The organism is Epibacterium sp. HA2-3 (assembly GCF_055693725.2).
Window position 1 is genome coordinate 2,817,727 of record NZ_CM172490.1, and the last position, 12,186, is coordinate 2,829,912.

The 12,186-nt window shown below is 60.0% G+C and carries 10 protein-coding genes; 4 read left to right on the plus strand and 6 right to left on the minus strand.

The window, feature by feature from the left end; translation table 11 throughout:
* Positions 1-15: 15 nt before the first annotated feature.
* From ACZ1HH_RS13190 to ACZ1HH_RS13200, 3 genes are read right to left on the minus strand one after another with little or no spacing between them, the layout of a single operon-like run.
* A complete protein-coding gene (locus ACZ1HH_RS13190; RefSeq protein WP_416369269.1) occupies positions 16-1,335 on the minus strand; it encodes a TRAP transporter large permease in 1,320 nt (439 codons plus the stop codon).
* Positions 1,332-1,919, minus strand: coding sequence for a TRAP transporter small permease subunit (locus ACZ1HH_RS13195; protein ID WP_011540100.1), 588 nt, complete (start codon positions 1,917-1,919; stop codon positions 1,332-1,334). The genes ACZ1HH_RS13190 and ACZ1HH_RS13195 overlap by 4 nt, the downstream gene beginning before the upstream one ends.
* Complete coding sequence (locus tag ACZ1HH_RS13200) at positions 1,916-2,680, minus strand: N-formylglutamate amidohydrolase (protein ID WP_168610429.1); 765 nt, start codon at positions 2,678-2,680, stop codon at positions 1,916-1,918. Before ACZ1HH_RS13200 ends, ACZ1HH_RS13195 begins: the two co-directional genes overlap by 4 nt.
* 113 nt (positions 2,681-2,793) lie before the next feature.
* Between ACZ1HH_RS13200 and ACZ1HH_RS13205 the strand changes: the two genes are divergently transcribed.
* The 3 genes from ACZ1HH_RS13205 (at position 2,794) to ACZ1HH_RS13215 (ending at position 5,972) form a co-directional block, all read left to right on the plus strand.
* Positions 2,794-3,651 carry a MurR/RpiR family transcriptional regulator gene (locus ACZ1HH_RS13205; RefSeq protein ID WP_011540102.1) on the plus strand — a complete coding sequence of 286 codons (858 nt, stop codon included), beginning with the start codon at positions 2,794-2,796 and terminating at the stop codon, positions 3,649-3,651.
* Positions 3,652-3,714: 63 nt separating this feature from the next.
* Positions 3,715-4,869, plus strand: a complete 1,155-nt coding sequence (locus ACZ1HH_RS13210) for an AMP-binding protein (RefSeq protein WP_472636858.1) — start codon at positions 3,715-3,717, stop codon at positions 4,867-4,869.
* On the plus strand, positions 4,869-5,972 hold the full coding sequence (locus tag ACZ1HH_RS13215; protein WP_472636859.1) for an acetyl-CoA C-acyltransferase: 1,104 nt from the start codon (positions 4,869-4,871) through the stop codon (positions 5,970-5,972). Before ACZ1HH_RS13210 ends, ACZ1HH_RS13215 begins: the two co-directional genes overlap by 1 nt.
* Before the next feature lie 60 nt (positions 5,973-6,032).
* Here the strand turns inward: ACZ1HH_RS13215 and katG are convergent, their stop codons facing one another.
* Positions 6,033-8,249 (minus strand): catalase/peroxidase HPI, encoded by a 2,217-nt coding sequence (gene katG / locus ACZ1HH_RS13220; protein ID WP_487320304.1) that lies wholly within the window; start codon positions 8,247-8,249, stop codon positions 6,033-6,035.
* Positions 8,250-8,427: 178 nt separating this feature from the next.
* On the opposite strand from katG, the gene ACZ1HH_RS13225 reads away from it, so the two are divergent.
* Entirely contained in the window at positions 8,428-9,351 is a 924-nt protein-coding gene (locus tag ACZ1HH_RS13225) for a hydrogen peroxide-inducible genes activator (RefSeq protein WP_472636860.1), read from the plus strand.
* A gap of 9 nt (positions 9,352-9,360) precedes the next feature.
* Here the strand turns inward: ACZ1HH_RS13225 and ACZ1HH_RS13230 are convergent, their stop codons facing one another.
* Together ACZ1HH_RS13230 and ACZ1HH_RS13235 are read right to left on the minus strand one after the other, a co-directional pair.
* Entirely contained in the window at positions 9,361-10,149 is a 789-nt protein-coding gene (locus ACZ1HH_RS13230) for a carnitinyl-CoA dehydratase (RefSeq protein WP_416369275.1), read from the minus strand.
* Entirely contained in the window at positions 10,146-12,185 is a 2,040-nt protein-coding gene (locus ACZ1HH_RS13235) for an acetate--CoA ligase family protein (RefSeq protein ID WP_487320305.1), read from the minus strand. Before ACZ1HH_RS13235 ends, ACZ1HH_RS13230 begins: the two co-directional genes overlap by 4 nt.
* Position 12,186: the final 1 nt, after the last annotated feature.

Here is a 12,186-nt window from a genome sequence, read left to right on the forward strand (position 1 = left end):
AACAGGGCCTTCTGCTTATTGTCCGTAAATGGTCTCCGGCAGCCAAAGTGCGATCTGCGGGAACACCATGATAATTGCCAGCGCCACTACCATGATCGCCACAAACGGCACGATCGAACGGTAGATATCGGTCAGCGAAATTTCTGGCGGCGCCATGGCGCGCATCAGGAACAGGTTGTAGCCAAAGGGGGGCGTCATATAGGCGATCTGGGTCGTGATCGTGTAGAGGACGCCATACCAGACCAGATCGAACCCAAGTGCTGCAACCAGGGGCACATAGAGCGGCGCCACGATCACAAGCATCGCAGTGTCATCCAGGAAGGTGCCCATGATGATGAAGCTGAGCTGCATGAGGATCAGGATGACCCAGGGGCTGAGCCCCAGCTGTTCGGTAAAGAGGCTGTCGATGGCCTTCACCGCGCCAAGCCCGTCGAAGACCGCGCCAAACCCAAGCGCCGCAAGGATGATCCACATGAACATACATGAGATCGCCAGCGTGTTCTTGGTGCAGGATTCAAAGATCTTCCACGTCATGCGACGCTTTGCAATCGAGGCAGCCAGCGCCGTGAGCGCCCCAATCGCGGAGCTCTCGACAAGCGAGGTCCAGCCATTCACAAAAGGCACCATCATCGCGGCAAAGATCAACAGCGGCAGCGCGCCCGCACCGAGAAGGCGCAGTTTCTCTGCACGGGGCACCTCGTGGGCGTCTTCCATTGCCGGACCAAGGGCCGGGTTCGCCTTGCAGCGCAGCCAGATGTAGATGATGAAAAGTCCCGCCATCATCAGTCCCGGAATCACACCCGCCAACCAGAGTTGCCCAACCGGCTGGCGCGCAATCATGGCATAGAGCACCAGCACCACCGAAGGCGGCACCAGAATGCCCAGCGACGAGCCAGCCTGGATCACGCCCGTGACCATGGTCTTGTCGTAGCCACGGCGCAAAAGCTCCGGCAGCGCAATCGTGGCACCAATCGCCATGCCCGCAACCGACAGGCCATTCATGGCAGAGACCAGAACCATCAGGCCGATGGTGCCGATGGCAAGCCCGCCATTGATCGGCCCCATCCAGACGTGGAACATCTTGTAGAGATCATCCGCCAGACGGCTCTCGCTCAGGACGTAGCCCATAAAAATGAACATCGGCAGCGTCAGCAGCGGGTACCATTTCATCAGCTTCATCGCGGCCGAGAACGGGATGTCATAGCCACCCACGCCCCACAGCAAAAGCGCAGCAACGGCCCCCACAGCCCCAATCGCACCAAAGACGCGCTGCCCGGTGAAGAGCATGAGCATCATGGATGCAAACATAAAGATGGCGATATATTCCTGGCTCATGAGGGGCGCTCGCTTGGGATGTCGTAGCCCTTGAGGCGGGCGATGTCTTTGAAGAGTTCAGAGATGGCTTGCAGCAGCATCATGAAGAAGCCGAAAACCATGATCGATTTGATCGGCCAGATGAAGGGACGCCATGCGGTCGAGGCGCGCTCCATATGGCCCACCTCCTCGGCGCCTGTGATGAGGCCCCAGAAGAAGGCAAAGGGATTGTCACCCCAGTAGCCCAGCGAATAGGCCGTGGAGCCAAGACCGCCATAAAAGAGAATGGCGAGGTAGGTGATCAACGCCAGCACGGTGAAGGCATCAAACCAGGCTTTCCGCCGGGTGGACCAGTTGTGATAAAACAGGTCCATGCGCACATTCGACCCGATCTGGATCGAATACGGCCCGCCGAGAATGTAATAGGTGACCATCGCGAACTGTGCCATTTCCAGCGTCCAGAGCGAGGGCAAAAAGAAGGTCTTGGAGATCGAGGACCACAAGAGGATCCCCATCATCACAAAGAGCCCCCACATCATCAGGCGTCCGATCCGGTAATTCACCGCATCGACGACCCGCACATATCCCAGCATCGCTCCGATCATACGGCTGCGTCCTCCAGTGTGGCGCGAATCCAGGGTGCAAGCGCTGTGGCCCAAGCGTCCTGCTGCGCAGGCGTTGCAATCAGATCGTTCCGGATCTCCAGCATCACATTCAGCAAGCCATTGTCACAGCCATGCACGTCCAACGTATGTGCGACGCCATCGCTGGCGCTGTAAGGCTCGTTGAGACGCACGTCCCAAGCGAGGCCTTCTGGCTGATGCGCCAGCATTGCCTTGGCAAAACGGTCGTCGCGACCATGCAGGAGACCAAGCTCAACCGCTCGGGTCTCACCATTGTAGACGGGGGTGAAGCTATGAACCGTGACCATCAGGCGCAGAGCAGACTCGCGTGTCGCGATCTCCTCAGCCAAAGCGGCGCGGAACGGTTCATACACCGCCTCCACCCGCTGCGCGCGCGCCGCGTCCGACAGGTCTCGATTGCCTGGAACGTCAAAAATCTCGGAAGCCGGGGGAATCGCCGTGGGCGACTCGGGCGGACGGTTCAGGTCGTAAACCAAACGCGAGATACAGCCCTCGACTAATGGCCCATTGAGCAACTCTGCCAATTTGCGCGCCACGCCCAGCGCGCCCGGATCCCACGCGATATGACTGTCACGCGCCGCATCATCCAACCCCAGCGCATCAAGCGAGGGAGGAATCCAATTGGCGGCGTGCTCGCACACGATGATGACCTCAGCCTCCGCAGCGGATGGCGTCTTGGCAAACGAGGGACCGAAATCAAAGGCAAAGGTATCTGTATTCATGTGAAGCATGCTCTTCAGCCGACACCCTTCTGTCAATATACTTTCTGTAAAAATTCTTTCATCAACGCCCAACCTGTAATAAAATGCCAAAAACCCGAGCAGGAGAGCCGTGGATGCCGACGATTGCCGAGAAACTGAAATCACGCGAATCTGACCTGACGCGTGCGGAACGGCAACTTTCGGCGGCGATCTTGGACAACTATCCGATTCCCGGTCTTGGCAGCATCACAGAGCTTGCGGAACTGGCTGAGGTCTCGACGCCGACCGTCGCGCGTATGGTGCAAAAACTGGGGTTCTCTGGCTATCCCGAATTTCAGCATGCCTTGCGCGAAGAATTGCGCGAAATCATCTCTAACCCTGTGGAAAAAAGGGCAGAACAGGCGCCGGAGCTACCAGAAGGCCATATGCTTAATCGGTATGCTGTTGCGGTCTATGACAATATTCGCGCCACGCTGGAAAATGTGAACCTCGAGGAGTTCGACACGCTCTGTGCGCTTCTCGCGGACACCAATAGTCGCGTACATATTGCCGGCGGGCGCCTGAGCGGAACGCTGGCACAGAACTTTTATCTGCACCTGCAGATGATCCGAAGAGATGTCTTCATGATTCCGCCGCGCGCCTCCTGGACCCACTCGGTTCTGGACCTGCTTCCGGGCGATACGCTGATTCTCTTTGACATCCGACGCTATGAGAACGCGACCCTTCTTCTGGCTGAGATGGCGCATGAACGCGGCGTGAAAGTGGTTCTGTTTACGGATCAGTGGCGCTCGCCAATTCAAAAAGAGGCAACATTCACCTTTGCCGCACGCATCGCGGTGCCCTCGGCATGGGATTCAGGGGTCGCGCTTTTGTTGTTGATCGAAAGTATGATCGCCAAGATCCAAGAGGACCATTGGGACACCGTGAAGGCGCGCAATGACGAGCTCGAAGCCGCCTTCGACCGTACACGCCTGTTTCGCAAATTCACCTGAGACCTGTTCGCCCGCCGCATTCATCGGTAGTTTGCCTCCCAACCGGGATGCACAGGCACAGCGATGACAGCGCGCAGGGACAGATTTCACCTCTCACCAGAGACCCACATCCTCACGCCCGAGGTGGCAGGTCTGGCGGAATTGCTGCATGCGCTCCGCGAAGGCCAGTCCATTCTTGCACAACCAGGGGCCGTCCCGATCCACGCCCAAGCGGAACAGACGCAATGGCTCTACTGCAAAAGCTCGGGCTCAACAGGATACGCAAAAACCATTCGGCGCAGCCCCGAAAGTTGGATTCGCAGCTTCGAGATGGACCGAGAGCTTTTTGCGCTTGGTGCCAGGGATACCTATGCAAGCCTTGGCAACCTTTCGCATTCGCTCACGCTATTTGCGGCGGTGGCGGCGTGCCAAATCGGTGCAGACCTCGCGATGCTGGGCGACTGCGGTCCGCGAGAACAGCTTAGTCGACTGGGCGAGTTCCACGCCTCGGTGCTCTATGCGACGCCAGCGCAGTTGCGACTGCTGCGCCGCGCTGCGGGAAAACGTCAACTGGAAGGGCTGCGATTGCTGTTTTCATCGGGTGGCAAGCTCGACCACGAGACGCGCGCCGGGCTTCAGCAGCTCTTTCCGGGCGCCCAGGTGATTGAGATCTTCGGCGCCACCGAAACAAGTTATATGACCATCGCAGGCCCGGACGCGCTCGAAGGGTCTGTGGGACAAGCCTACCCTGGCGTTGAAATCAGGATCGACAGCCCTGATGTGGATGGCGTGGGCGAAATCTGGATACGGAGTCCGTTTGTCTTTGATGGCTATGCAAAAGGAGAGAGCCAAGAGACACGTTGGAACAACGGATGGCTCACCATCGGCGAGATGGGACAGCTGGATGAGTCTGGCAACCTCTTTGCCAAGGGGCGCAAAAATCGCATGGTGACGGTGGCTGACAAAAACGTTTTTCCCGAGGAAATCGAAGCCGTCCTGATGCGCGTCCCCGAGGTCGAGATCGCCGTTGTCTGTGCAGTTCCGGATGTGCTGCGCGGGCATGTGATCCATGCCGCGGTTCAAGGCGAGGCCAGTCCCGCTGCGCTCCGACAGCTTTGCCGCCATCAAATAGGCGATCACGCCGTGCCCCGCAGCATACGCAAGGTGGCGAAGATCCCGATGCTGGCGGCGGGCAAACCGGACCTGCAGGCCTTGCGCGATCTTTGGGACGATCTGTGATGCCCTCCATTGTCAGCGCGCGCCGTTCCGCGGTGATCCCGCGCGGAGGCGCATTTACGGCGCTAGAGCCACATGAGCTTGCGGCACCTGTGATCCGCGCCTGCCTGGAAGACGCGGGCCTCACGAGGGATGAGGTCGGAGAGCTGATCCTGTCCAATGCTTTGGGTGCAGGGGGAAATCCAGCGCGGGTAGCAGCGCTGGCGGTTGGGCTGCCAGACCATGTCGCGGGGCTCAGTATAGACCGCCAATGCGCGGGCGGGCTGGATGCAATCCTACTTGGGCATGCATTGGTTCAGGCTGGTCACCATGAGGTCGTGATCGCCGGTGGCGCAGAAAGCTATTCCCGCCGTCCGCAGCGCAGCCGCACTTTCGCCGATGGACGCCCACCAGAACCCTACGCGCAAGCACGATTTACCCCGTGGCCGGATCGTGATCCGGATATGGCGGTGGCCGCGGCAGATCTGGCACGCATGCAGCACATCACCCGAGCAGAGCAAGATGACTGGGCCCAGCGCAGCCATGCTCTCGCAAGCTTGCATGAAGCCAGACGCGCCGAAGAGATCGTTTCAATCAACGGCGCGGTCAAAGATAGTTTCACGCGCAGCCTCACAGCCCGCCACTGCGCGCGCGCCAAAGTTGTCGCTGGCGACATAACGGCTGCGAATATGGCGGTGGCGGCGGATGCGGCGGCCTTTGTGGTTATTGTGAGCGAAAATATCGCGCGGCGTCTGCGCACGCGAGGGCTTTCGCTGATTGCAGGCGCAACACTCGGCGCGGACCCAGAGCAGCCAGGCCTCGCCCCGCTGCCCGCAATCCAAAAAGTGCTCACTCAGGCGCAAATTGAGCGCACAGATCTATGCCGCGCAGAAATCATGGAAGCCTTCGCCGTGCAGGCACTGGCCTGCATGCGCGGCGCAGCTTTGCCCGCGGACATCGTTAACCCCGCAGGAGGCGCACTGGCACAAGGTCATCCCGTGGGCGCCTCGGGCGCTCTCCTCGTGGTACGGCTGTTTCACGCGCTGCGCTGCGGAGATGGAATTGCTCTGGCCGCCATAGCCGCAGCTGGTGGCATAGGCTCTGCTGCCCTCTTTGAGGCTACATGAAAATGTGAAAAAGGCGCCGCGAAATGCAGCGCCTTTCCAATCATCGTAGATCCACCCAGATCACTTCAGATCGAAGCGATCCAGTTCCATTACCTTGACCCAGGCCTTGACGAAGTCGGCAACCATTTTGCCCGCATTGTCGTCCTGCGCGTAGACCTCGGACAGAGCGCGCAGCTGCGAGTTGGAGCCAAAGATCAAGTCGGCACGGGTGCCGGTCCATTTGACCTCGCCAGTGGCGCGGTCTGCGCCTTCAAAGATCTCGCCGCTGTCGTCCGTAGCGGTCCATTTGGTACCGAGATCGAGCACGTTGACGAAGAAATCATTGGTCAACTGGCCCTTGCGCGAAGTGAGAACGCCGTGGGCGCTGTCACCATAGTTCGCTCCGATTGCGCGCAGACCACCGACCAGCACCGTCATTTCCGGCGCCGAAAGTGTTAGCAGCTGCGCTTTGTCGACCAGCATCTCCTCGGTGGAGACCGAGAATTTCTTTGGCGCGTAGTTGCGGAACCCGTCGATCTGCGGCTCCATCACGTCAAAGCTTTCAACATCGGTCTGCTTGTCCGTGGCGTCGGTGCGTCCGGGTGTGAACGGCACCGTCACGTCAAAACCGGCGTCCTTGGCCGCCTTTTCAACGGCTGCGGAGCCCGCAAGAACGATCAAATCCGCCAACGACACCTTTTTGCCACCGGACGCGGCCGCGTTGAAAGAAGACTGAATACCTTCGAGCGCATTCAGGACTTTTTCCAGCTTGGCCGGTTCGTTTACTTCCCAGTCCTTTTGCGGCGCAAGGCGGATGCGGGCACCATTGGCGCCGCCACGTTTGTCTGAACCGCGGAACGTGGACGCAGAAGACCATGCAACGTAGACCAGATCCTGGACCGAAAGGCCGGAGGCGAGAATGTCTGCCTTGAGGGACGCAATATCTGCCTCCTCGATCAGCGCGTGATCGACGGCGGGCAGTGGATCCTGCCAGATTAGGTCCTCATCCGGAACATCCGCACCCAAATAGCAGGCCTTGGGCCCCATATCGCGGTGCGTCAGCTTGAACCATGCGCGCTTGAAGGCCTCGGCGAACTCCTCCGGGTTTTCATGGAACCGCTTGGAGATCGGCCCATAGATCGGGTCCATCTTCATCGCCATATCGGCGGTGGTCATCATGATCGGGACCTTTTTGCCGGAGCCGTCCACCTCGGGGGCGTGGTCATCCTCTTTGAGGTCCTTCGCATGCCAGATCCAGGCACCAGCCGGGGATTTGGTCAGTTCCCAATCATAGCCGAACAGGACATCAAAATAACCCATATCCCACTGGATCGGATTCGGCGTCCAAGCGCCCTCGATCCCAGAGGTAATAGTGTCCACGCCCTTGCCGGATTTGTGCGAAGAGAGCCAGCCCTGACCCATCGCCTCGATGGGCGCAGCTTCTGGTTCGGGGCCGACTGCGTCCACCGGGCCGTTGCCATGCGCCTTGCCAAAGGTGTGCCCCCCGGCGGTCAGCGCCACGGTTTCCTCGTCGTTCATCGCCATCCGGGCAAAGGTCTCGCGAATGTCACGGCCGGATGCGATGGGGTCCGGGTTCCCGTCAGGCCCTTCGGGATTCACGTAAATGAGACCCATCTGCACGGCAGCCAGCGGGTCCTCCAGCACGCGATCACCGGAATAGCGGGCCTGCTCGTGATCCGAGGTGGCAAGCCATTCGTCTTCAGCCCCCCAGTAAATGTCTTCCTCGGGCTCCCAAACGTCGGCACGGCCACCACCAAAGCCAAAGGGCTTCAGCCCCATGGACTCGATCGCGCAGTTGCCCGCGAGGATCATCAGATCGGCCCAAGAGAGCGCATTGCCGTACTTCTTTTTGATCGGCCACAGCAGCATGCGCGCCTTGTCGAGGTTACCGTTGTCCGGCCAGGAGTTCAGCGGCGCGAAGCGCTGCGTGCCAGTCGAGGCGCCGCCTCGACCGTCTGCGGTCCGGTAGGTCCCTGCCGAGTGCCAAGCCATGCGGATCATAAGCCCGCCATAGTGACCGTAGTCCGCTGGCCACCAATCCTGACTGTCGGTCATCAGCGCGATCAGGTCTTTCTTCACAGCGTCCAGATCGAGGCTCTTGAACGCCTCGGCATAGTTGAACGTCTCGCCGAGCGGATTCTGGCGCGCCTGATGTTGATGCAGGATCGAGAGGTTGAGCTGGTTCGGCCACCAGTCACGGTTTGATCTGCGACCCTTGTTGGTGTTCGCGCCCGAAAAGGGGCAGCCGCCGCCTGCGCCAATATCTTGTCCGTCCATGTCTTCCTCCAGAAAGTGTCCTTGGTGGGAACAGTTGTTCAAATGTCGGGGGCATCGCGGTCTTGGTTGCTGTTGGCGAATCCACAGAAGTCCTGACAGCTGCCCTCAGCAATCTTTATAGCAAGAGTTCAGAATTATTCTAAGTTGCATTTTCTCATAGTCGCTATAAGAAAAACAAATGATCAATATCACACTCAAGCAGCTCCGGTACTTCGAGGCGCTCACCCGGCATGGGCATTTTGGACGCGCGGCGGATGCCTGTGCGATCTCGCAACCTGCCTTGTCAATCCAAATCAAAGAGTTGGAGGAGACGCTTGGCGTCGTCTTGTTTGAACGCAGTGCGCGCCATGTGCGCCTGACAGGTTTCGGCCAAGACTTTGCAGAGCGCGCACGAGAAATCCTGCGGTCTGTTGATGAGTTGGGCGATCTGGCACGCGTCGCACAGGACCGGATGGTCGGTCGGCTGCGCATTGGGGTTATCCCCACGGTTGCGCCCTATCTGCTGCCTACGCTGATCCAGCGTTTGAACGCCCGGCATGACGGACTTGATGTCCATATCCGCGAAACCCTGACGCAGCGCCTTATCACGGAACTTTTGGAAGGGCGGCTGGACACAGCGATTGTCGCGCTCCCGGTGTCAGAATCGGGATTGGTCGAAACCGCGCTGTTTGAAGAGAAATTCGTCTTGGTCCGTCAGGCTTCGGATGCGGGCGCGCCGGTTCCCTCGCCCGAAGGCATGCGCGAAATGAAGCTCTTGTTGCTGGAAGAAGGCCATTGTTTTCGCGATCAGGCCCTGTCCTTTTGCAGCCTGCGTCCGGCGCTGCCGCGTGACGGGCTGGACGGCAGTTCATTGTCGACACTGGTACAGATGGTGGGCGCCGGTATCGGCGTTACGATCATCCCAGAGATGGCCGTCGCTGTGGAGACACGCTCTGCACCTGTCTCCCTTGCTCGTTTCCCAGGTGATGAGCCAGGGCGCACGATCGGGATGGTCTGGCGCAAGACCAGCCCCCTCGCGCCACAACTGCAAGACATCGCAGAGGTGGTGCGAGAGGCTGCCGAAGCGCTGGCACGCCGAAACAGAGATGTCTTACCGCTCTAGGAAAGGGGCCTAGCGCCCCTTCCAGACCGGATCGCGCTTTTCCGCAAATGCGCGCGCGCCTTCAAGATTGTCCTCGGATCCATAGAGCACATCGACCGTGCGCAACTGCCGTCCGGTGATCCGATTCATTGCGTCCTGAAACTTTGAGTCCTCTGCGTCGCGCACGATTTCCTTGATCGCCGCGTAGACAAGCGGCGGACCGGACGCGAGCAGACGCGCGAGTTCCCAGGCACGATCCATCAACTGATCCGCTGCAACGATCTCGTTCACCAGACCCCAGCGGTGGGCTTCCTCCGCATCAAACCACCGTCCGGTGAGCAGTAGCTCCATCGCGACGTGATAAGGGATGCGTTTAGGGAGCTTGATCGAAGCCGCATCGGCCACGGTGCCCGAACGGATCTCTGGCAGAGCAAAACTCGCATGATCTGCGGCGAGGATCATGTCCGCCGAAAGCGCCAGTTCCAGACCACCACCACAGGCAATGCCATTCACCGCTGCGATAACCGGTTTGTTCAGGTCGCGCAGTTCTTGCAGGCCACCAAACCCGCCAACGCCATAGTCGCCATCCACGGCATCGCCGCCTGCCGCCGCTTTCAAATCCCACCCGGGGCAAAAGAACTTGTCGCCACCACCGGTTATGATCGCCACCCTTAGCGCATCATCGTCGCGAAAGGCCTGAAAGGCCTCTCCCATCAGCCGCGAGGTCGCAAGATCGATCGCATTGGCTTTGGGCCGGTCCAGTGTCACCTCGAGGATGGCCCCCTCACGGTGGATCTTGATCGGGCTGTCTTGGCTCATTTTATTTTGTCCTTTCTGCGCATCAATGCATCTGCTGCGACGGCATCGCTAGGCGTGCAAATCAGCGGATTGATCTCGATTTCCTCAAAGCCCTCGGCCTCGGCGATCACATAGGCTTCGACCGCTCGGATCGCCCGCATGATCGCTGCGCGATCCGCAGGCGGTGCGCCTCGGTAGCCTTTCAGGAGTGGAGCGATGCGCAAGCTGTCAAGCGCAGCACTCAGCGCCGAATCCGAGGCCGGCAACAACACAGACGTGCTGTCCTGCATGACCTCCGTCAGTGTGCCACCTGCCGCCAGTGTCAGCACAAAACCATGTGCGGGATCTTTGGTCACCCCGACAAGCAGCTCCGCAACCGCACCGGTGATCATCTCTTCGACGAGGAACCGATCCGTGGGCATAGCAACGGCGGCATTGCTCACCTCTTGCCCACTTCGAAGGTTCAGGCGCACGGCGCCCTCTTCTGTCTTGTGGGCGATCCCCTCGCCCTTGAGCGCAACCGGGTAGCCGATGTCTGCCGCCACCGCTCGCGCTGCAACCACGCTGCGGGCAGGTTTGGAGCGCGGCACACGCAGGCCAAACCGTGCCAGCCACGCTTTGGCCTCGCCCTCCGGCACCAGATCAGGATTGCTATGGCTCTTGGTGGGCAACAACAGCGGGTGTGTGAGCTCCGGCAACGGGTGCCCTGCCGCCTCTGTCGCGGTGATCGCCTCAGATAGCCCCATGAACGGCACCACGTCGGCGGCGATGAGTTGCTCCATCACCGTTTCCGGCAGGAGCTCCGGCAAGGTTGCCACGAGCGCAATGGGCTGACCCGTTTGTTGCCGCACCGCGATTGCAGCCTCGATGACGCAGTCCCAGTCCGAGGCATCGCATCGGTCATCGCGGGGGAAGTCCACCACAATCATGGTCAGGCCCAGCTGCGGATCGACCATGGCGGCAAAAGCGCGCGTCATCGCGTCCACATCGCGCCAGATGTAAGTGTGGTAGTCCAGTGGATTGGCAAGCGCGACCATTGGTCCAAGAGCGGCGCGCAGATCCGTACGCTGGCGTTCATTCAACGGAGGAAAAGAGACGCCGCGCCCATGCGCCGTATCTGCCGCAAGGCTCGCTTCACCGCCGGAACAACTGATTGTTGCGATCCGCGTGGAGGGCAAGCGCCCAACCATGTGCATCAGCTTCAGCGTCTCCAGAAAGGATGGCAGATCATACAGCCGTGGAATACCCAGACGCCCCAGCAAGGCGCTGGCACCGGCGTCCCCCCCCGCGAGTGAGGCCGTGTGCGACACCGTTGCCGCCCGAGCCTGCGCAGATCGACCCACCTTGAGCGCGATGATCTGTTTGCCGAGTTGGCGGGCTTTTACTGCGAGCGATTCAAAAGCGCGCAGATCGCCAAAGCCCTCGATGTGAAGCCCCAGCGCCGTCACCCGATCGTCTTCGAGGAGCGCCTCTCCGATTGCGGCGATCCCAGTCTGAGCCTGGTTGCCACAGGTCACGACATACGCGAGCGGCAGCGCCCGTTTCTGCATCGTGAGGTTGAGCGCAATGTTGGAGCTCTGGGTGATGATCGCCACCCCTTTTTCCACGCGCTGACCACCATGTTGATCCGGCCAGAGCAGCGCCCCGTCGAGATAATTGATAAACCCATAGCAATTGGGGCCAAGGATCGGCATGGATCCTGCTGCCTCCAGCAGGTTCTGCTGCAGGTTTGCACCTTCGCTGTCCTCGGCCTCGGCTTCGAGAAATCCGGATGCAAAGCAAACCGCGCCCCCGGCGCCACGCTCTGCCAGCGCCCGCACCACATCAATGGTCGCAAGGCGGTTGATCCCGACAAAGCTTGCATCCGGCGCCGAAGGCAGAGCGGCAACATCGGCATACGCCGTGAGCCCGGCCACCTCTTCGGCCTTTGGATGCACGGGCCAGATCTCCCCCTCAAACCCCATTCTGCGGCATTGTTCGATGACGGCAAGACACCACGCACCTCCGCCGACAACGGCGATGGTTTTGGGTCTAAGTAGCCTGTTTAGAGACTGCATA